Genomic DNA, 20,963 nt, shown 5'->3' with positions numbered 1-20,963 from the left:
AAGCCAGGTTCGGCGCGAAGCCACCTTCGTCACCTACGGCGGTGTTCAGGCCACGGGCCTTGAGCACGGCTTTGAGGTGGTGGAAGATTTCGGTGCCCATGCGCAGGCCGTCGGAGAAGGTCTTGGCGCCAACCGGCTGCACCATGAACTCCTGGATGTCGACGTTGTTGTCGGCGTGCTCGCCGCCGTTGATGATGTTCATCATCGGAACCGGCATCGAGTACTGGCCCGGGGTGCCGTTCAGGTTGGCGATGTGCGCGTACAGCGGCAGGTCCTGGTCCTGGGCAGCGGCCTTGGCGGCAGCCAGGGAGACAGCCAGGATGGCGTTGGCGCCCAGCTTGGCCTTGTTCTCGGTACCGTCCAGTTCGATCATGGCGCGGTCCAGGGCCTTCTGCTCGGAAGGGTCCTTGCCCAGCAGCAGGTCACGGATCGGGCCGTTGATGTTGGCGACGGCCTTCAGCACGCCCTTGCCCATGTAACGGCTCTTGTCGCCATCACGCAGCTCAAGCGCTTCGCGCGAGCCAGTGGAAGCACCGGACGGCGCGCAGGCGCTGCCGATGATGCCGTTGTCGAGCAGTACATCGGCTTCCACGGTGGGGTTGCCACGCGAATCGAGAACTTCACGACCTTTGATGTCGACGATTTTTGCCATTGTTGTAAGCACTCCAGAATTGACGAAAACAACGCAGCTTTAGGAAATTCTTGCCTTTCACCAGGCGGGGACGCAGCAGGCAGGCCTGGCAAAAGCAACCCCTGACCGAGCGGTCAGGGGGAGATCGGGGCGTACTTTACCCGAGAACTGAGCCTTGCGCGGCCTTAACCGTCGGAAAACTCATCAAAGACCTGAAAAATCAGGCCTTGTTCTTCTGGGCCAGGGCCGCCTTGACGAAGCCGCTGAACAGCGGGTGGCCATCACGCGGGGTGGAAGTGAATTCCGGGTGGAACTGGCAGGCAACGAACCATGGGTGATCCTTGGACTCGACCACTTCCACCAGCGCGCCGTCTTCGGAACGGCCCGAGACCACCAGGCCGGCATCGACCAGTTGTGGCAGCAGGTTGTTGTTCACTTCGTAGCGGTGACGGTGGCGCTCGGTGATCACGTCCTTGCCGTAGCAGTCGTGCACCTTGGAACCGGCAGCCAGCTGGCAGTCCTGTGCGCCCAGACGCATGGTGCCGCCCAGATCCGAAGTTTCGTTGCGGGTTTCGACCGCACCGGTAGCATCTGCCCACTCGGTGATCAGGCCGACTACCGGGTGGCCGCTATTGCGGTCGAACTCGGTGGAGTTGGCGTCTTTCCAGCCCATCACGTTGCGGGCGAATTCGATCACCGCCACTTGCATGCCCAGGCAGATACCCAGGTACGGCACCCTGTTCTCACGGGCGTATTGCACCGCGGTGATCTTGCCTTCCACGCCGCGCAGGCCGAAACCGCCCGGTACCAGGATGGCGTCGGCGCCTTCGAGCAGGCTGGTGCCCTGGTTCTCGATGTCTTCGGAGTCGATGTAGCGCAGGTTGACCTTGGTGCGGTTGCTGATGCCGGCATGGCTCATCGCTTCGATCAGCGACTTGTAGGCATCCAGCAGCTCCATGTACTTGCCGACCATGGCAATGGTGACTTCCTGCTCGGGGTTGAGCTTGGCATCGACCACGGCGTCCCATTCGGACAGGTCAGCACTGTCGCACTGCAGGCCGAAGCGCTCGACGACAAAATCGTCCAGGCCTTGCGAATGCAGGATGCCCGGGATCTTGTAGATGGTGTCGGCGTCTTCCAGGGCAATCACCGCGCGTTCTTCAACGTTGGTGAACTGGGCGATCTTGCGGCGCGACGAGCTGTCGATCGGGTGATCGGAGCGGCAGACCAGCACATCAGGCTGCAGACCGATGGAGCGCAGCTCCTTGACCGAATGCTGGGTCGGCTTGGTCTTGGTCTCGCCGGCAGTGGCGATATAAGGAACCAGCGTCAGGTGCATCAGCATGGCGCGCTTGGCGCCCACTTCGAAACGCAGCTGGCGAATAGCCTCAAGGAACGGTTGCGACTCGATGTCACCCACCGTGCCACCAATCTCGACCATCGCCACGTCCGCGTCGCCGGCACCCTTGATGATGCGGCGTTTGATTTCGTCGGTGATGTGCGGGATGACCTGGATGGTCGCGCCCAGGTAGTCACCACGGCGCTCCTTGCGCAGCACGTGCTCGTACACCCGGCCGGTGGTGAAGTTGTTGTTCTGGGTCATCGTGGTGCGGATGAACCGCTCGTAGTGGCCCAGGTCGAGGTCGGTCTCGGCGCCATCGTGGGTGACGAACACTTCACCGTGCTGGAACGGGCTCATGGTGCCCGGATCGACGTTGATGTACGGATCCAGTTTGAGCATGGTGACCTTCAGGCCCCGCGCTTCCAGGATGGCCGCCAGGGAAGCGGAGGCAATGCCTTTCCCCAATGAAGAAACAACACCGCCCGTGACGAATATGTAGCGCGTCATGAAAAACCCTAGAAGTCTGCGTTAAGGCGGCCAGCGCCGCCGGAGAAAGCGAAGGAAGGCCGAAGCCCCCGATCACCTGCGTCAATCACAGTGCATCTCGAAAAACTGCCGCGTCTGTACAGACCAGGGATATCCCCGGCATGGAGCTCGCTCGTCATTTCCAGAATCAGCTCAGCAAAAAACTGCTTGGTAATCGGCAACTGCCGTGTTTCCGAGGAACGCACAGAAGTTGTATCAAGAAGGGAGGGTAGTCTACCGGAATGTACCCTTCAGCTCAAACCTTGCGCGTTCGTCGGAGGCTGCCAGTGAAGCTGGCAATCCGCCTGCCCCAGTCCGGGCAGGTTGGCCACCGCCAGCAGGCGCTCGCCGCCATACAGCAGGGGCAGCCGCGGGCGCACGAAGTGCGGGACTTGCAGCTCGTTGAGCAGGCGCTTCAGGTCGCGTCGGCCACGGCCGGGGATATCCAGTATCTCGCCGCCCTGACGGTAGCCGACGTGCAGTTCACCGTGCAGCTGGGGGCAGACAACACGCACGCTGCCGTTGCCCGGCAACACCAGTGCTTGTGCAGGATCACGCCAGCGTACCCTGCCCGTCGGTTGCTCCAGCCAGTCGCCGCTCAACCACCAGATTCGCCCGTGACTGCGCAGCAACCGACCGTCGGCAAGCCGCCAGACAGGTTGCGCATCCTCGGCTGCGTCGCGCAGGTCATCCCAGCCCGCCCAATGACGGGCATCAGGCAGGCGGGTTCTGCTGTTTAGCCAGTACTGCAGCGCATTGCGCTGACGGGCAGGCGACAATGCACCAAGCGTTGCCAGGTCCAACGAATCCAGGCCGGCCCAGGCTGGTGCTGCGCCCTCCCCGGCTTTGGCCAGGTCGCTTGATGCCACTTCATCCAGCAGGCCCAGTGCCTCGCCCAGATGTTCTGCACAGCGCGCGAGATTCTGGCCGGCCTGCGGCCAGCGCTGCTGCAGCACCGGGAACACTTCGCCACGCAGGTAATTGCGAGCGAACGCCGTGTCGCTGTTCGACGGGTCTTCGATCCAGCGCAAACCGTGAGTCAGGGCATAGTCATGCAGTTGCTGGCGCGGTATCGCCAATAGCGGCCTGACCAGCGTGCCCTGCCCCAGTGGCCGCTGCCCGGGCATGGCCGAGAGGCCGCGCAGGCCGGCGCCGCGCAGCAGGCGGAAAAGCAAGGTTTCGGCCTGGTCGTCGCGGTGCTGGCCGGTAAACAGGATGTCGCCTGGGCCGAGGACCTGCTTGAAGGCGGCATAGCGGGCGTTGCGGGCGGCCTGTTCGAGGCTGGCGCCGGGGCTGACCTGGACGTGGATGACCTGCAGTACGATGCCAAGGCTGTCGCAGATGGCTTGGCAATGGGCGGGCCAGGCGTCGGCGGCGGGTTGCAGGCCGTGGTGGATGTGCAGGGCGCGCAGCGGCGGGGTTGCGTGGCTGCGGCCGTGATGGGCCAGCAGGTGCAGGAGGACGGTGGAATCGAGGCCGCCGGAGAAGGCGATGTACCAGGCGGGGGCGTTGAGCCAAGGGGTGAGGTAGATCATGAGGGCCTCACATGGCTTGAGATCGCAGGGGGTGCTTTGCACCCCTTTCGCCGGCAAGCCAGCTCCCACATTGTCCGCGTAGATGCTGACGCATGCGGGAGTCTGGCTTGCCGGCGATAGGGCCGCAAAGCGGCCCCCGGACAAATCATCGAATCAGAGGCCGTAGCTCATCAGGCGGTCGTAACGACGTGCCAGCAGCGCGTCGTGGTCGAACTTGCCGAGCATGTCCAGTTGCTGCACCAGGTCGGCACGGACGCTTTCGGCCATTTTCACCGGGTCGCGGTGGGCGCCGCCCAGCGGCTCCTGGATGACCTTGTCGACGATGTCCAGGCTCTTCAGGCGCTCGGCAGTAATGCCCATGGCCTCGGCCGCATCAGCCGCCTTGTCGGAAGTCTTCCACAGGATCGAAGCGCAGCCTTCTGGCGAAATCACCGAGTAGGTGGAGTATTGCAGCATGTTCAACTGGTCGCAGACACCGATGGCCAGCGCGCCGCCAGAACCACCCTCACCGATTACGGTGGCGATGATCGGGGTTTTCAGCCGCGCCATCACGCGCAGGTTCCAGGCGATGGCCTCGCTCTGGTTGCGCTCTTCGGCGTCGATGCCCGGGTAGGCGCCCGGGGTGTCGATGAAGGTCAGGATCGGCATCTTGAAGCGCTCGGCCATTTCCATCAGGCGGCAAGCCTTGCGGTAGCCTTCCGGGCGCGGCATGCCGAAGTTGCGGCGCACCTTCTCGCGTACTTCACGGCCCTTCTGGTGGCCGATGACCATCACCGGCTTGCCGTCCAGGCGCGCGGTACCACCGACGATGGCGGCGTCGTCGGAGAAGTGGCGGTCACCGTGCAGTTCTTCGAACTCGGTGAAGATGTGCTCCAGGTAGTCCAGGGTGTAAGGACGACGTGGATGACGGGCCAGGCGGGCGATCTGCCAGCTGGTCAGGTTGCCGAAGATGCTTTCGGTCAGGGTATTGCTCTTGTCTTGCAGACGGGCAATTTCATCGCTGATGTTCAGCGAGTTGTCGTTGCCTACCAGGCGCAGGCCTTCGATCTTGGCTTGCAGGTCGGCAATCGGCTGTTCGAAATCGAGAAAATTCGGGTTCATAGTCATCCGTCTTGGGTCTACGGCCAGGCGGCCGGCCGGTTGATCCGTTTGGCGCCCTACCTTAAGGGATCAGGCGCATTCAGGTCGAGATTAAATTTTTGTCGATTCAACGATATTGCAGGAAGACGTTCTCACGCCCGAACTGGTCACGCAGCGCCTGAATCAGGCCGTCAGCCGGGTCGATCGCCCACTGCTCGCCGAACTGCAGCATGGCCTTGGCATCGCTGCCGGTGTACTCCAAGGTGATCGGGCACGCCCCGCGATGACGGGTGATCAGCTCGCCCAGCCACTTCAGCCGGTCGCCCTTGAGAGCCTCGTGCGCCACCTTCAGGCGCAGGCTCTCGGCCAGCTTGGTGCGCGCATCTTCCATGGTCATTACCTGCTTCACCCGCAGGCGCAGGCCACCGGAGAAGTCGTCATTGCTGACCTCGCCTTCCACCACCACCATGGCATCGGCCTGCAACAAGGACTGCGCCGCGATGTAGGCGTCGGCAAACAGCGACGCCTCGATCCGCCCCGAGCGGTCATCGAGGGTGACGAAGCCCATCTTGTCGCCCTTCTTGTTCTTCATCACCCGCAGCGCAATGATCATGCCGGCGACGGTCTGGGTTTCGCGTGACGGCTTGAGGTCGATAATACGCTGGCGGGCGAAGCGGCGGATCTCGGTTTCGTACTCGTCGATCGGGTGGCCGGTGAGGTACAGGCCAAGGGTGTCCTTCTCGCCCTTCAGGCGCTCTTTCAGGGTCAGCTCGCGCGCCTTGCGATGGCTGGCATACACGTCGGCGTCGACCTCGTCGAACATGCCGCCGAACAGGTCGATGTGGCCACTGTCGGCGGTGCGGGCGGTCTGCTCAGCGGCCTTGATGGCCTCGCCCAGCGCCGAAAGCAAGGTCGCACGGTTGCGGTCGATGTTGGCGTGGTAAGCCTTGATCTCGTCATGGAAATACGGGCCAAGACGGTCCAGCGCGCCACTGCGCACCAGCGCATCGAGGGTGCGCTTGTTGACGCGCTTGAGGTCGATGCGCTCGCAGAAATCGAACAGGTCCTTGAACGGGCCGCCCTCGGCACGGGCTTCGACGATGGCCTCCACCGGGCCCTCGCCGACCCCTTTGATGGCGCCCAGGCCATAGACGATGCGGCCGTCGTTGTTGACGGTGAACTTGAAGTCGGAGAAGTTCACGTCCGGCGCGTCGAGGCGCAGCTTCATGTTGCGCACCTCCTCCACCAGTACCACCACCTTGTCGGTGTTGTGCATGTCCGCCGACAGCACCGCCGCCATGAATGGCGCCGGGTAGTGGGTTTTCAGCCAGGCCGTCTGGTACGACACCAGGCCGTAGGCTGCGGAGTGGGACTTGTTGAAGCCGTAGCCGGCAAACTTCTCTACCAGGTCGAAAATGTTGCCCGCAAGATCCGCTTCGATATTGTTGGCCACGCAGCCTTCGATGAAACCGCCCCGCTGCTTGGCCATTTCCTCGGGCTTTTTCTTGCCCATCGCGCGGCGCAGCATGTCGGCACCACCGAGGGTGTAGCCCGCCATTACCTGGGCAATCTGCATCACCTGTTCCTGGTACAGGATGATGCCGTAGGTGGGTGCCAGGACCGGCTTCAGGCCTTCGTACTGGTAGTCGGAGTGCGGGTAGGCCAGTTCGGCGCGGCCGTGCTTGCGGTTGATGAAGTCGTCCACCATGCCCGATTGCAGCGGGCCCGGGCGGAACAGTGCCACCAGTGCGATGAGGTCTTCCAGGCAGTCGGGCTTGAGCTTCTTGATCAGCTCCTTCATGCCGCGCGACTCAAGCTGGAATACCGCCGTGGTTTCGGCTTTCTGCAATAGCTCGTAGGTTTTGCGGTCGTCCAGCGGGATGAAGTCGATATTGAGGTCGGGCAGGTCCTTCTTGGCCTGCTCGCGGTTGATGATCTCCATCGCCCACTTGATGATGGTCAGGGTACGCAGGCCGAGGAAGTCGAACTTCACCAGACCCGCCGCCTCGACGTCATCCTTGTCGAACTGGGTTACCAGGCCACCGCCTTCTTCATCACAGGCAATCGGCGAGAAGTCGGTGAGCTTGGTGGGGGCGATAACCACACCACCGGCGTGCTTGCCGGTACCCCGGGTGACGCCTTCCAGCTTCAGCGCCATGTCCCAGATTTCGCGGGCGTCCTCGTCACCCTTGAGGAAGTCGCGCAGGATTTCTTCCTGCTCGTAGGCCTTCTCCAGGGTCATGCCCACTTCGAACGGGATCATCTTCGAAAGGCGGTCGGCCAGGCCGTAGGACTTGCCCTGCACCCGCGCCACGTCACGCACCACCGCCTTGGCGGCCATGGTACCGAAAGTGATGATCTGGCTGACCGCGTTGCGCCCGTAGGCCTCGGCCACGTAATCGATGACCCGGTCACGGCCGTCCATGCAGAAGTCGACGTCGAAGTCGGGCATGGAAACACGTTCAGGGTTGAGGAAACGTTCGAACAGCAGGTCGTAGGCCAACGGGTCGAGGTCGGTGATCTTCAGTACGTAGGCCACCAGCGAGCCAGCACCCGACCCCCGGCCTGGGCCAACCGGCACGTCGTTGTTCTTGGCCCACTTGATGAAGTCCATGACGATCAGGAAGTAACCGGGGAAGCCCATCTGGATGATGATATCCAGCTCGAACTTCAGGCGGTCCAGGTACTCCTGGCGCTTTTCTTCGTAATTGGGGGTGGTCTCTTTCGGCCACAGCACCGCCAGGCGCTCTTCCAGGCCTTCGTGGGCCACGTGGCGCAGGTAATCGTCGATGCCCATGCCGTTGGGCGTCGGGAAGTCGGGCAGGAAGTACTTGCCCAGCTGTACCTGGATATTGCAGCGCTTGGCAATTTCCACGGTGTTGGCAATGGCGTCGGGCAGGTCGCTGAACAGCTCGGCCATTTCTGCGGCCGACTTGAGGTACTGCTGGTCACTGTAGTTACGCGGGCGCCGTGGATCGTCGAGGGTCCAGCCTTCGCCGATACAGACGCGGGTTTCGTGGGCGTCGAAGTCGGTCTGCTTGAGAAAGCGCACGTCGTTGGTGGCCACCAGCGGGGCGCCAAGGCGGTCGGCCAGCGCCACGGCGGCGTGCACATACTCTTCGTCGCGAGCGCGGTTGGTGCGCTGCACTTCGACGTAGAAGCGCTCGGGGAACATGCCCATCCAGTCTTGCAGCAACGCGGCAGCTTCATCGTCCCTGCCGGCCAGCAAGGCCATGCCGATGTCACCCTCCTTGCCTGCCGACAGGGCGATCAGGCCCTCGCTGGCAGGTGCGATCCACTCACGCTGAAGGATGACCAGGCCGTTACGCTGACCCTCGGTCCAGCCGCGCGAAATCAGCTCGGTGAGGTTGCGGTAGCCCTGTGGGTCCATCGCCAGGAAGCAAATACGCGACAGCGGTGCTTCCGGGTCGGCGCCGGCCAGCCACAGGTCGGCGCCACTGATCGGCTTGATGCCGGCGCCCATGGCGGTCTTGTAGAACTTGACCAGCGAGCACATGTTGCTCTGGTCGGTAATCGCCACCGCCGGCATGTTCATCCCGGCCAGCGCCTTGGCCAGCGGTTTGATCCGCACCAGGCCGTCAACCAGCGAGAATTCAGAGTGGACGCGCAGGTGAACGAAGGGAACCGACATGGAAGATCCTGTAGCAGTGCTTGACGACAAGGGCGGGATTGTAGCTTATGAGGGAGGATTTGGGGCCTCTGTGGGAGCCGGCTGGTCGGGGCGACGAACCGCGGCGATGGGCCGCAAAGCGGCCCCGGGGTCAGATCAGCGAATCGACCACACCGCTGCGCGCGTCCCATGCTGCCCGCACCGGGGCAAAGGAACGCCGATGAATGGGTGTAGGCCCAAGCCGCGCCAGGGCCTCAAGGTGGACCGGCGTCGGGTAGCCCTTATGCCCACCGATGCCATAACCCGGGTAGATCAGCTCGAACGCGCTCATCTCCCGATCGCGGGACACTTTGGCCAGAATCGAGGCAGCAGCGATCGCCGGTACCTGGCTATCACCCTTGACCACCGGCGCCGATGGCACAGCCAGTTTCGGGCAGCGGTTGCCGTCGATCAGGGCCAGCCTGGGCGTAATGTGCAGGCCCTCGACCGCGCGCTGCATGGCCAGCATCGTGGCTTGCAGAATGTTCAGCCGGTCGATTTCCTCGACCTCGGCACGGGCGATGCAGAAACTCAGGGCCTTTTCGCAGATCTCGTCGAACAGCGCTTCACGCCTGGCTTCGGTGAGTTTCTTCGAATCGTTCAGGCCGAGGATCGGGCGTGCAGGATCAAGGATCACCGCCGCCGTCACCACCGCGCCGCACAGCGGGCCACGGCCCACTTCGTCGACGCCGGCGACCAGGTCTTCGACCAGTTTGAAGTCCAGTCCAGTTTGCATGTCAGCGGTCCTTGAGCAGGGCCAGTACCGCCTCGGCCGCCTGGTTGGAGGCGTCACGGCGCAGGGTGCGGTGAATTTCGTCGAAGCGTTCGGTCTGCTGGCTGCCATCGCCAACCAGTGGCGCCAGGGTGTTGGCCAAGGCTTCGCTGGTGGCGTCGTCCTGCAGCAGCTCGGGTACCAGCTCGCGCTGGGCCAGCAGGTTCGGCAACGAGACGTAGGGGCTTTTCACCAGGCGCTTGAGTATCCAGTAGGTCAAAGGCGCAAGGCGATAGGCGACCACCATCGGACGCTTGTACAGCAGCGCTTCGAGGGTGGCGGTGCCCGAGGCGATCAGTACTGCATCGCAGGCCGCCAGGGCCTGGTGCGACTGGCCATCGAGCAGGGTCAGCGGCAGGTGCCGACCTTCGAGCATCTGCTCGACCTGGGCGCGTCGCGCGGCGTTGGCGCAGGGCAGCACGAAACGCACGCCCGGCACCTGCTGGCACAGGCGTTCGGCGGCATCGAGGAACAACGCCCCAAGGCGCCCTACTTCGCCACCTCGGCTGCCCGGCATCAATGCCACCACCGGCCCGTCGTCGAGGCCCAGCGCAGCACGTGCCGCCGGCCGGTCGGCTTCAAGCGGAATGGTGTCGGCCAGCGGATGGCCGACGAAGCGTACCGGTACGCCCTGCTCCTCGTAAAAGCGCGCCTCGAATGGCAGCAGGGTCAGCATCAGGTCGCAACCCTCGCGAATCTTCAGCACGCGCTTCTGCCGCCACGCCCACACCGAGGGGCTGACGTAGTGCACGGTCTTGATCCCGGCCTCGCGCAGTTTCAGTTCGATGTTGAGGGTGAAATCAGGTGCGTCGATGCCGATGAAGACATCGGGCTTTTCGTCAATCAAGGTCTGGATCAGCAGCTTGCGGCGCTTGAGCAGCTCGCGCAGGCGCCCCAGCACTTCGACCAGGCCCATCACCGCCAGGCGCTCCATGGGGAAGTAGGATTGCAGCCCTTCGGCTTCCATCAAGGGGCCACCAACGCCGATGAAACGGACGTCAGGGTGGCGCGCCTTGAGCGCACGCATCAAGCCTGAACCGAGAATATCACCACTGGCCTCACCTGCGACCAGGGCTACGCAAAGCTGGGCCATATCAGCGGGTGATGCCGCGAGCGGAGTTCACGATCGACTGACGGAACAGGTCGACTTCAGGGTGCTTTTCGGCCATTTCGGCCAATTCCTTCAGCGCGTCTTCGACGGTAAGGCCCTGGCGATAGACAATCTTGTAGCAACGACGCAGCACGTGGATCACCTCGTCGCTGAAACCTCGGCGGCGCATGCCCTCGAAGTTCATGCTGCGGGCTTCGGCAGGGCTGCCGAAGACGGTCACGAAGGCAGGTACGTCCTTGCCGATTGCCGTGCCCATGCCGGAAAACGCGTGGGCACCGATATGGCAGTACTGGTGCACCAGGGTATAGCCGGACAGGATCGCCCAGTCACCCACATGCACATGGCCGGCCAATGCCGTGTTGTTGACCAGGATGCAGTGGTTGCCGATGACACTGTCGTGGCCGATATGGGCGTAGGCCATGATCAGGTTATGGTCGCCCACGGTGGTTTCCGCGCGGTCCTGAACGGTACCGCGGTGAATGGTCACCCCTTCGCGAAACACGTTATGGTCGCCGATCACCAGGCGCGTCGGTTCACCCTTGTACTTGAGGTCAGGGGTGTCTTCACCGATCGAGGAAAACTGAAAGATACGGTTGTGCTTGCCGATACGGGTCGGCCCTTTGAGCACAACATGCGGGCCGATGACGGTGCCCTCCCCGATTTCTACATCGGGGCCAACGATCGACCAAGGGCCGACCTCGACACCCTCGGCCAGCTTGGCCGAGGGATCGATAATGGCCCGAGGATCAATCGAATTCATAGGGAGCGTTCCGCGCAGGTGATCTGTGCCGAGCAGACCGGCTTGCCGTCGACCAGCGCGCGGCATTCGAACTTCCAGATCATGCTCTTGCGACTGAGGAATTTGGCTTCCAGTACCAGCTGGTCACCCGGCAGTACTGGTTGACGGAAGCGCAGTTTGTCGGAGCCGACAAAGTAGTACAGGGTTCCATCGGCCGGCTTGGCATCGAGCATCTTGAAACCGAGAATACCGGCCGCCTGGGCCATGGCTTCGATGATCAGGACGCCCGGCATGATCGGGTGCGCTGGAAAATGGCCGTTGAAGAACGGCTCGTTGATGCTGACATTCTTGTAGGCACGAATGCTCTGGGCCTCGAAGTCCAGATCCGTCACACGGTCCACCAACAGGAACGGGTAACGGTGAGGCAGGTATTCGCGAATCTCGTTGATGTCCATCATTTCGGGGGGGAAGCCTGTAATAATAATAGGGAGCGCAGGTGCTGACCAAACGCTCCTTTTGCAGTCCAAAGAGGAGCCAGCTAGCGACTGTTCACTCTTGCTCAGGGAATGGTATCAGCCTTCTGATGCCGGCAGGCCACCTGAGGTCACGGTATCGACGCGTTTTTCCAGCTGCTGGAGACGCTTGGCGATGTCGTCCAGATGGCGGATGCGCGCGGCGCTCTTGCGCCATTCAGCCAGTGGCTGCATGGCAGTGCCGGAAGAATAGGCACCCGGTTCTGTGATCGAACGGGTCACCATGGTCATCCCGGACACGAAAACGTTATCACAGACATCGATATGGCCAACCATGCCGACACCGCCGGCGATGGTGCAATGCTTGCCAATGCGCGTGCTGCCGGAGATACCGACGCAGGCGGCCATGGCCGTATGCTCACCGATCTGCACGTTGTGGGCGATCTGGATCTGGTTGTCGAGCTTGACCCCGTCAGCGATCCGCGTGTCCGACAGTGCACCGCGGTCGACCGCAGTGTTGACACCGATTTCCACGTCATCGCCAATGGTCACGCCACCGATCTGGGCGATCTTGCGCCACACGCCCTTCTCGTTGGCGAAGCCGAAGCCTTCACCACCAATCACCGCACCCGACTGGATCACCACACGCTTGCCGATGGTCACGTCATGGTACAGGGTGACCCGTGGCGCCAGCCAGCCGCCCTCACCGATCACGCAACGGGCACCGACCACGCAGTGTGCACCCACACTGACATTTGCCGCGATGCGCGCGCCGCTTTCAATGACCGCAAACGGCCCGATGCTGGCACTGGCATCCACCTGCGCGTCCTCAGCCACCACGGCGCTGGGATGAATACCCGCCACAGCCTTGGGTTTGGGGTCGAACAGGTGGGAAATGCGCGCATAGGCCAGGTACGGATCGGCGACGATCAGTGCATTGCCGGCAAAGCTATCGGCATCCGCAGCCTTCAGCAGCACCGCAGCCGCCTGGCTGTTGTCCAGGTATTTGCGGTACTGCGGGTTGGCGAGGAAGCTCAATTGGCCGGGGCCAGCCTCCTGCAAGGTGGCCAGCCCGGTAATCTGCAGCGCCTCGGGCCCCTTGAGGGTGGCACCGAGGGCCTCGGCCAGCTGGCCTAGCGTCATGGTCACACTCATATCAACGGGCTTGGTTCATGCGCTCGATGACCTGGCGGGTGATGTCGTACTGAGGCTTGACATCGATGACCGCACCACGTTCGAGAACCAGGTCGAAACCACCCTTCTTGATCACTTCCTCGACAGCGCCATCCAGCTTCGGCTTCAGCTGCTTGAGCATGTCGCGGTCGGCAACGGCCTTGGCTTCGTTCAGCTCCTTGGACTGGAACTGGAAGTCGCGGGCCTTCTGCTTGAATTCGAGCTCCAGGCGCTCGCGCTCCTGCTGCTGCATCTTGTCACCGCCCTTGATCAGGCGGTCCTGGATGCCCTTGGCGCTGCTTTCCAGGCTTTTCAGCTTGGTCAGTTGCGGGCCGAATTTTTTCTCGGCATCAACCGCGTACTTCTTGGCGGCATCCGATTCGAGCAGGGCCATCTGATAGTTCAGCACGGCGACCTTCATTTCGGCGAAAGCCGGGGTGGCGACCAGCGCCGCGGCCACTACGGCCAGTTGAGCCAATTTACGCACGATGCACTCCTGGATAAACCGTTGTCGTTAAGCGAGGGCCGACCTTAGAAGGTCTGGCCCAGAGAGAATTGGAACACTTGAGTATCGGCATCGTCCGGCTTCTTGACCGGCATCGCCAGGCTGAAGCTCAACGGGCCCAGCGCGGTAATCCAGGTCACACCCAGGCCGACCGAGCTGGCCATGCCCGAGAACCCGACCTTCTCGCAATCAGGCTTGTTGCCGCAATTGGTGTCGAACACGTTACCCACATCCCAGAATACGGAGGTGCGCAGGGAACGCTGGTCTTTCACGAACGGCAGCGGGAACAGCAATTCGACACCACCTTGCACCAGCACGTTGCCACCGAACGGCAGCGGATCCTGGTCCGGGTCGGCGATGGTGCCAGGCCGGTTACCATTGCTCGGGGTGCTGCGTGGGCCCAGGCTGCTGTCCTTGAAGCCACGCACGGAGTTGAAGCCACCCGCGAAGTAGTTCTCGTAGAACGGCAGGCCAGAGGTGCTGCCATAACCATCACCATAGCCCAGCTCGGTGTGCAGGCGCAGGGTGTAGTCGTTGTTGATCGGCTGGAACAGCTGGCCGCGGTAGTCGAGCTTGAAGAACGACAGGTCGCTGCCCGGAATGGTGGACTCCAGGGTCAGGCTCTGGGAATGACCACGGGTCGCCAGCACGCCTTTGTTCAGGGTCGATTCCGACCAGCCGATCGAGGCCTTGAAGTTGAGGAAGTTGTCGCCTTCCTGGTCGAGGAAATCGAAAATCTCGTCAACGGTGTACTTGCCGGTCTTGATCTTGTCCTGCTGCACGCTCAGGCCGTAGGTCAGGCGCGAGGTTTCGCTGATCGGGTAACCCAGGCTGACGCCCGCACCGTAGCTGTCCACCGCATAGCTGGCCACGTCGACGTCGAGGTCGTCGTAGTCGGTGCTGCGGTAGAAGGCGTTGTAGCCCAGGCTGACGCCGTCGGCAGTGAAGTAGGGGTCGACGAAGCCGAAGTTGTAGCGGGTCTGGTATTCCGAACGGGTCAGGCCGATGGACACCTTGTTACCGGTACCGAGGAAGTTGCTCTGGCTGATCGAACCACCGAGGATCAGGCCGGCGCTCTGAGCAAAACCGACGCTGGCGGTGATCGAGCCGGACGCCTGCTCTTCGACGCTGTAGTTGACGTCGACCTGGTCGTCGGTGCCTGGCACTGGCGGGGTCTCGACGTTGACTTCCTTGAAGAAGCCCAGGCGCTCGAGGCGGGTCTTGGACTGGTCGATCAGGTAGGTCGACGCCCAGCCACCTTCCATCTGGCGCATCTCGCGACGCAGCACTTCGTCTTCGGTCTTGGTGTTGCCGCGGTAGTTGATGCGGTTGACGTAGGCACGCTTGCCCGGGTCGACCACGAACATGATGTCGACCGTGTGGTCCTGCTCGTTCGGCTGTGGCACGCCGTTGACGTTGGCGAAGGTATAGCCTTCGTTACCCAGGCGGCGGGTGATCAGCTCGGAGGTGGTGGTCATCACCTTGCGCGAGAATACCTGGCCCGGCTGCACCAGCAGCAGCGACTGAACCTGGTCCTGCGGCACCTTCAGGTCACCGGACAGCTTCACGTCGCGAACGGTGTACTTCTCGCCTTCGTTGATGTTGACGGTGATGTAGACGTGTTTCTTGTCCGGCGTGATGGACACCTGGGTAGAGGCGATGTCCATGTTGATGTAGCCGCGGTCCAGGTAGTAGGAACGCAGGCGTTCCAGGTCACCGGAAAGTTTTTCGCGGGCGTACTTGTCGTCGTTCTTGAAGAACGACAGCCAGTTGGTGGTTTTCAGCTCGAACAGCTGCCCCAGGGTTTCATCGTCGAACACGTTGTTGCCAACGATGTTGATGTGCTGGATGGCAGCCACGGTGCCTTCGTTGATCTTGATCTTCAGCGCCACGCGGTTGCGCGGCTGCGGCACCACTTCGGCGTCGACTTCGGCCGAGTAGCGGCCCTGGGCCACGTACTGGCGCTGCAGCTCATTACGCACACCTTCGAGGGTGGCACGCTGGAAGATCTCGCCTTCGGCCAGGCCCGATTGCTTCAGGCCCTTCATCAGGTCTTCGGTGCTGATCGCCTTGTTGCCTTCGATCTCGATGCTGGACACCGACGGGCGCTCGACCACGTTGATGATCAGCACATTGCCGTCGCGATTCAGCTGGATGTCCTGGAAGAACCCGGTCTTGAACAGCGAGCGGGTCGAGTCCACCAGGCGGCGGTCGTCGGCCTGGTCGCCGACGTTCAGCGGCAGGGCACCGAAGACACTGCCGGCGGAAACCCGCTGCAGGCCGTTGACGCGGATATCGGAGATGGTGAAGGACTCGGCGTGAACTTCAGCGATCATCAGTGCGGACATGACCGCAGTTAGCAGCAGACGTTTCATGAAGTCCTTTTATTCCAACTGGCAATAAACAACCCGCCGTGACAACACGGCAGGTTTGCAATTGAGCGAAGCTTTATAGTCGACCCAGATCGTTGATCAGGGCGAGCAACATCACCCCTACGACCAAACTGATACCGATCTGGACCCCCCAACCTTGCACCCGATCTGAGAGCGGACGACCGCGCGCCCACTCGACCAGGTAAAACAGCAAATGCCCCCCATCCAGTACCGGTATGGGCAGCAAGTTAAGAACCCCTAGGCTTATGCTCAGGTAGGCCAGGAAATTCAGGAAATCTCCGACGCCGGACTGGGCTGAAGCGCCCGCCACTTTAGCAATGGTTATCGGTCCGCTCAAGTTTTTTACCGAGAGCTCCCCGAACAGCATTTTCTTCAGCGATTCAAGGGTCAGGACGCTCATGCTCCAGGTGCGCGACAAGCCCTCACCCACCGCATCCAGTGGCCCGTAGCTGACTTCGCGGAGCATGTCGGCAGGCCATTCGCCACCTTTTACCCCCGCCCCCAGGTAACCACCAACCGCCTTGCCCTCACCCTTGCGGGCCAATGTCACCGGCACGTCCAGCGCAGCGCCATCGCGCTCGACGCGCACCACCACCTTGGCATCCGGGCGCGCACGCACGCTGTCGACCACTTGCTGCCATTGCGTCACCGCCACCCCATCGAGGCTCAGCAGCTTGTCACCGGTTTTAAGGCCTGCAGCCGCTGCGGGGCCCTTCGGGTCGATCTCGGCCAGCACCGGCACGATCGCCGGGCGCCAAGGGTGCAGCCCCAGGGACTGGATCGGGTCCGGCTCGTCGGCGCCTTTCAGCCAGCTGTCCAGCTTCACCTGCAGCTGGCGCTCGGCGCTGGCACCTTCATCACGCACCCCTACCTGCAAGGTGCCACTTTCGCCCAGGCGGCGCACCAGTTGCAGATTGACCGCCGACCAGCCGCTGGTCGGCTTACCGTCGACGGAAACGATTTCCTGACCCGCCGTCAGGCCGGCCGAGGCGGCCAGGCTGCCGGCGTCTACCGCACCGATCACCGGGCGGATCTGCTGGGTGCCCAGCATTGCCAGCACCCAGAAGAAAAAGATCGCCAGCAGGAAGTTGGCGATCGGGCCCGCCGCGACGATCGCGATGCGCTGGCGCACGGACTTGCGGTTGAACGACTGGTCGGCCAGCGCGGGCGGCACATCGCCTTCACGCTCGTCGAGCATCTTGACGTAGCCCCCCAGCGGAATCGCCGCGACCACGAACTCGGTACCCTGGCGGTCATGCCAGCGCAGCAGCGGCGTGCCGAAGCCCACCGAGAAGCGCAGCACCTTGACGCCGCAGCGGCGCGCGACCCAGAAGTGGCCGAATTCGTGGAAGGTGACCAGCACACCCAAGGCCACGAGGGTGCCGATAATCATGTAGAGCGCTGTCATGTCCATCTCCGAATGATGTTCAGCGGGCCGGCGTCATGCCCAGCCCCTCGCGAACCGTGGTGGGCCTGCATCAGCGACCGTGACGCCTCAGCCACTCACGGGAAAGCTCCCGGGCACGCTGGTCGGCGGCGAACACCGCGTCCAGCGACGGCAGCGGTACGACGGGCTCCTGATCGAGCACCTGTTCGATCATACCCGCGATATCGGGGAAGCGGATACGCCGCTCGAGAAATGCCTCGACCGCCACTTCGTTGGCCGCGTTCAGTACGGCGGGCGCGCTATTGCCAGCCTCGGCAGCCTGCCGAGCCAGGCGCAGGCAAGGGAAGCGCTGTTCGTCGGGCGCCTGGAAATCCAGACGGGCGATGGCAAACAAGTCCAGCGGAGCCACGCCCGAATCGATCCGCTCAGGCCAGGCCAAGGCATTGGCGATGGGTGTGCGCATGTCCGGGTTGCCCAACTGCGCCAGCACCGAACCGTCCACATAGTCGACCAGGGAGTGGATCACGCTCTGCGGATGCACCACTACCTCGACCTTGGCCGGCACGGCATCGAACAGCCAGCAGGCTTCGATCAACTCGAGCCCCTTGTTCATCATGCTGGCCGAATCCACGGATATCTTGCGCCCCATGGACCAGTTGGGGTGCGCGCAGGCTTGCTCCGGCGTCACGTCCAGCAACGCCTCGACAGGCGTTTCGCGGAACGGGCCTCCAGAGGCTGTGAGCAGGATTCGACGGACACCCACGGCACTCAGGCCGCGCGCGTAGTCGCCAGGCATGCACTGGAAGATTGCGTTGTGCTCGCTGTCGATCGGCAGCAGCACGGCGCCGCTGCGCCGCACCGACTCCATGAACAGCGCCCCGGACATTACCAGGGCTTCCTTGTTGGCCAGCAACACCTTCTTGCCCGCTTCGACCGCCGCCAAGGTCGGGCGCAGGCCGGCTGCACCGACAATGGCGGCCATCACCGCGTCCACCTCAGCAGCGCAGGCAACCTGGCAAAGGCCCGCCTCGCCTTCGAGCACCTCGGTAGCACAGCCAGCCGCTGCCAGGCCCTCGCGCAGTCGCGCGGCCGCCTCGGTGCTGGGCACCACGGCAAAGGCCGGGCGATGCCGCACGCACAACGCCAGCAACTCGTCGACGCGCGAATAGCCGCTCAAGGCAAACGCCTGGTAACGGTCAGGGTGACGCGCGATCACGTCCAGCGTGCTCAGGCCGATCGAGCCAGTGGCGCCCAGCACGGTAATGCGCTGCGGGCGACTCACATCACACCCCATTCGGCAGCCCACAACAGCACGGCGAAAATCGGGATGGCCGCGGTAAGGCTATCGATGCGATCGAGCACGCCGCCATGGCCAGGCAGCAGGTTACTGCTGTCCTTGATGCCGGAACGACGCTTGAACATGCTCTCGGTCAGGTCACCGACCACAGAGGCCATGACCAGCAGCGCGGCACCCAGCAGGCCCAGCAGGATCTGGCCGACGCCCCAGTCGCGGCTGATGCCGACCCCCAGGGTAATCAGCAGGCTGACCGCCAGGCCACCGTACACGCCTTCCCAGCTCTTGCCCGGACTGACCTGCGGGGCCAGCTTGCGCTTGCCGAACGCGCGCCCGGAAAAGTACGCGCCTATGTCGGCGGCCCATACCAGCACCATTACCGACAGGATCAGCCAGTTGCCCAGCGGCCAGTGCTTGAGCAGTACCAGCCCTTGCCAGGCCGGCAGCAGCACCAGCAGGCCGATCAGCAATCGGCAGGCGGCACTGGCCCACAGTTCGCTGCTGCGCGGGTAGGTAAACACCAGCCAGGTGGCCAACCCCCACCAGATAACTGCAGCCCCCAGCACCCAGGGCGCCAGCTCGGGAAGCACATACAGCAGCATCAGCGCCCCAGCGACCGCTGCGGCATAAGCGATGCGCAGCGGCTGGGCCATCAGCCCGGCGAGGCGCGCCCACTCCCATGCACCCAGGGTGACCACAAAGCCGATGAACAGGGCGAAATCCCCGCCGTTGAGCAGGAAGAAACCGCCCAGCGCGATCGGCAGCAGGATCAGCGCGGTAATGATGCGTTGTTTAAGCATTAAGCACGAGCTCCAGCCTCGACCTGCTCGCTCGTCTTACCGAAGCGGCGCTGGCGCGAAGCGAAATCGGCCAGGGCATTGCGCATGGCCTCGTGTTTGAAGTCCGGCCAGTACAGGTCGGAGAAGTACAGTTCTGCGTAGGCCAGCTGCCACAGCAGGAAGTTGCTGATGCGGTGCTCGCCACCAGTGCGGATGCACAGGTCCGGCAGCGGTAGCTCGCCGGTCGACAGGCAGGTCTGCAAAAGGCCCGGGGTGATATCGTCCGGGCGCAGGTGCCCGGCCTGCACTTCCCGCGCCAGCCGCTGGGCCGCCTGGGCGATATCCCATTGGCCGCCATAGTTGGCCGCGATCTGCAGGATGAAGCGATTGCTGCCGGCGGTCAGCGCCTCGGCTTCGCGCATGGCAGCCTGCAACTCGGGATGAAACCGTGAACGGTCACCAATGATGCGCAGGCTGATGTTGTTCTCGTTGAGGCGCCTGGCCTCGCGGCGCAGCGCCGAGAAGAACAGTTCCATCAGTGCACCGACCTCTTCGGCGGGGCGCTGCCAGTTTTCACTGGAGAACGCGAACAGGGTCAGCACTTCGACCCCGGACTGGGCGCACACCTCGATGACCGCGCGAACGGCGTCGACGCCCGCCTTGTGCCCGGCAACGCCGGGCAGTAGGCGTTTTTTCGCCCAGCGGTTGTTGCCATCCATGATGATCGCGACATGACGCGGCACCGAGGACGGCGCCGCTGGCTTGGTCTTTTCCATTAAAAAACCCCGGCCTTAGACGGCCATCAGGTCCTTTTCCTTGGCCTTGAAGGCTGCATCGGCGTCAGCAACGAACTTGTCGGTGAGCTTCTGGATCTCGTCAGCGGCGCGACGTTCTTCGTCCTCGCTGATTTCCTTGTCCTTGGTCAGCTTTTTCAGGTCGGCCAGGGCATCGCGGCGCACGTTGCGCACGGCCACCTTGGCATCCTCGACAACGCCGCTGGCCTGCTTGGTATAGCCCTTGCGGGTTTCCTCGGTCAGGGCCGGCATCGGCACACGAATAGTGGTACCGGCGCTGGACGGGTTCAGGCCCAGGTCGGAGGTGAGGATGGCTTTCTCGATGGCCGCGCTGAGATTCTTGTCGTGGGCAACGATTTTCAGGGTGCGGGCATCTTCGACGCTGATCGCGGCAACCTGGTTCAGCGGCATCTCGCTACCCCAGGCGGTGACCTTGACGCTGTCGAGGATGCTCGGATGGGCGCGACCGGTGCGGATCGCGGCCAGGTGGCGACCCAGGGCCTCGAGGGACTTGGTCATGCGCTCCTGCGCGTCTTTCTTGATGTCGTTGATCATTTTTGAACTTCCTCGATCAGAGTTCCTTCCGCGCCGCCATGCACGATGTTCAGCAGGGCGCCGGGCTTGTTCATGTTGAAGACGCGCAGTGGCATCTTGTGGTCGCGGCACAGACAGATTGCCGTCAGGTCCATCACACCCAGCTTGCGATCCAGCACTTCATCGTAGGTCAGATGATCGAACTTCTCGGCATGCGGGTCCTTGA

At 62.9% G+C, this 20,963-nt stretch carries 16 protein-coding genes and 2 pseudogenes; all 18 read right to left on the bottom strand.

Annotated elements, in window-relative coordinates; all coding sequences use genetic code 11:
* Window positions 1–652, bottom strand: a pseudogene (gene eno, locus HP547_RS01905) (phosphopyruvate hydratase); the annotation flags it as partial.
* 199 nt (window positions 653–851) lie between these two features.
* Complete coding sequence (locus HP547_RS01900; RefSeq protein ID WP_172285375.1) at window positions 852–2,480, bottom strand: CTP synthase; 1,629 nt, start codon at window positions 2,478–2,480, stop codon at window positions 852–854.
* Window positions 2,481–2,749: 269 nt separating this feature from the next.
* Window positions 2,750–4,033, bottom strand: coding sequence for a tRNA lysidine(34) synthetase TilS (tilS, locus tag HP547_RS01895; RefSeq protein WP_172285374.1), 1,284 nt, complete (start codon window positions 4,031–4,033; stop codon window positions 2,750–2,752).
* 153 nt (window positions 4,034–4,186) lie between these two features.
* Window positions 4,187–5,134, bottom strand: coding sequence for an acetyl-CoA carboxylase carboxyl transferase subunit alpha (accA, locus tag HP547_RS01890; protein WP_172219540.1), 948 nt, complete (start codon window positions 5,132–5,134; stop codon window positions 4,187–4,189).
* Window positions 5,135–5,240: 106 nt separating this feature from the next.
* On the bottom strand, window positions 5,241–8,765 hold the full coding sequence (gene dnaE / locus HP547_RS01885; RefSeq protein WP_172285373.1) for a DNA polymerase III subunit alpha: 3,525 nt from the start codon (window positions 8,763–8,765) through the stop codon (window positions 5,241–5,243).
* Between the two features lie 130 nt (window positions 8,766–8,895).
* A complete protein-coding gene (gene rnhB, locus HP547_RS01880) occupies window positions 8,896–9,519 on the bottom strand; it encodes a ribonuclease HII (RefSeq protein WP_172219536.1) in 624 nt (207 codons plus the stop codon).
* A gap of 1 nt (window position 9,520) precedes the next feature.
* On the bottom strand, window positions 9,521–10,648 hold the full coding sequence (gene lpxB, locus HP547_RS01875) for a lipid-A-disaccharide synthase (protein WP_172285372.1): 1,128 nt from the start codon (window positions 10,646–10,648) through the stop codon (window positions 9,521–9,523).
* A gap of 1 nt (window position 10,649) precedes the next feature.
* Window positions 10,650–11,426, bottom strand: coding sequence for an acyl-ACP--UDP-N-acetylglucosamine O-acyltransferase (lpxA, locus tag HP547_RS01870; protein WP_172219532.1), 777 nt, complete (start codon window positions 11,424–11,426; stop codon window positions 10,650–10,652).
* Window positions 11,423–11,863 (bottom strand): 3-hydroxyacyl-ACP dehydratase FabZ, encoded by a 441-nt coding sequence (fabZ, locus tag HP547_RS01865; protein WP_008094893.1) that lies wholly within the window; start codon window positions 11,861–11,863, stop codon window positions 11,423–11,425. Before fabZ ends, lpxA begins: the two co-directional genes overlap by 4 nt.
* A 114-nt stretch (window positions 11,864–11,977) precedes the next feature.
* On the bottom strand, window positions 11,978–13,033 hold the full coding sequence (gene lpxD / locus HP547_RS01860) for a UDP-3-O-(3-hydroxymyristoyl)glucosamine N-acyltransferase (RefSeq protein ID WP_172219530.1): 1,056 nt from the start codon (window positions 13,031–13,033) through the stop codon (window positions 11,978–11,980).
* A gap of 1 nt (window position 13,034) precedes the next feature.
* Entirely contained in the window at window positions 13,035–13,538 is a 504-nt protein-coding gene (locus HP547_RS01855) for an OmpH family outer membrane protein (protein WP_012270843.1), read from the bottom strand.
* 44 nt (window positions 13,539–13,582) lie between these two features.
* Window positions 13,583–15,931, bottom strand: coding sequence for an outer membrane protein assembly factor BamA (gene bamA, locus HP547_RS01850; RefSeq protein ID WP_172285371.1), 2,349 nt, complete (start codon window positions 15,929–15,931; stop codon window positions 13,583–13,585).
* 73 nt (window positions 15,932–16,004) lie between these two features.
* The gene (rseP, locus tag HP547_RS01845; RefSeq protein WP_172219527.1) at window positions 16,005–17,357 is read right to left on the bottom strand and encodes an RIP metalloprotease RseP; all 1,353 of its coding nucleotides are present in this window, start codon (window positions 17,355–17,357) and stop codon (window positions 16,005–16,007) included.
* Between the two features lie 70 nt (window positions 17,358–17,427).
* Window positions 17,428–18,618: a 1-deoxy-D-xylulose-5-phosphate reductoisomerase gene (ispC, locus tag HP547_RS01840; protein WP_172219525.1), complete on the bottom strand. Its 1,191-nt coding sequence runs from the start codon at window positions 18,616–18,618 to the stop codon at window positions 17,428–17,430.
* Window positions 18,615–19,430 (bottom strand): phosphatidate cytidylyltransferase, encoded by an 816-nt coding sequence (locus tag HP547_RS01835; protein ID WP_172285370.1) that lies wholly within the window; start codon window positions 19,428–19,430, stop codon window positions 18,615–18,617. Before HP547_RS01835 ends, ispC begins: the two co-directional genes overlap by 4 nt.
* A complete protein-coding gene (gene uppS, locus HP547_RS01830; protein WP_172219521.1) occupies window positions 19,430–20,185 on the bottom strand; it encodes a polyprenyl diphosphate synthase in 756 nt (251 codons plus the stop codon). Before uppS ends, HP547_RS01835 begins: the two co-directional genes overlap by 1 nt.
* A 15-nt stretch (window positions 20,186–20,200) precedes the next feature.
* Window positions 20,201–20,758, bottom strand: a complete 558-nt coding sequence (gene frr, locus HP547_RS01825) for a ribosome recycling factor (RefSeq protein WP_172219519.1) — start codon at window positions 20,756–20,758, stop codon at window positions 20,201–20,203.
* Window positions 20,755–20,963 (bottom strand): annotated as a pseudogene (locus tag HP547_RS01820) (UMP kinase); the annotation flags it as partial. The pseudogene HP547_RS01820 and the gene frr, both read right to left, overlap by 4 nt.

This window comes from Pseudomonas sp. CM27 (assembly GCF_013179515.1).
Taxonomy (GTDB): domain Bacteria; phylum Pseudomonadota; class Gammaproteobacteria; order Pseudomonadales; family Pseudomonadaceae; genus Aquipseudomonas.
This window is presented reverse-complemented; position numbering and strand designations above follow the sequence as displayed.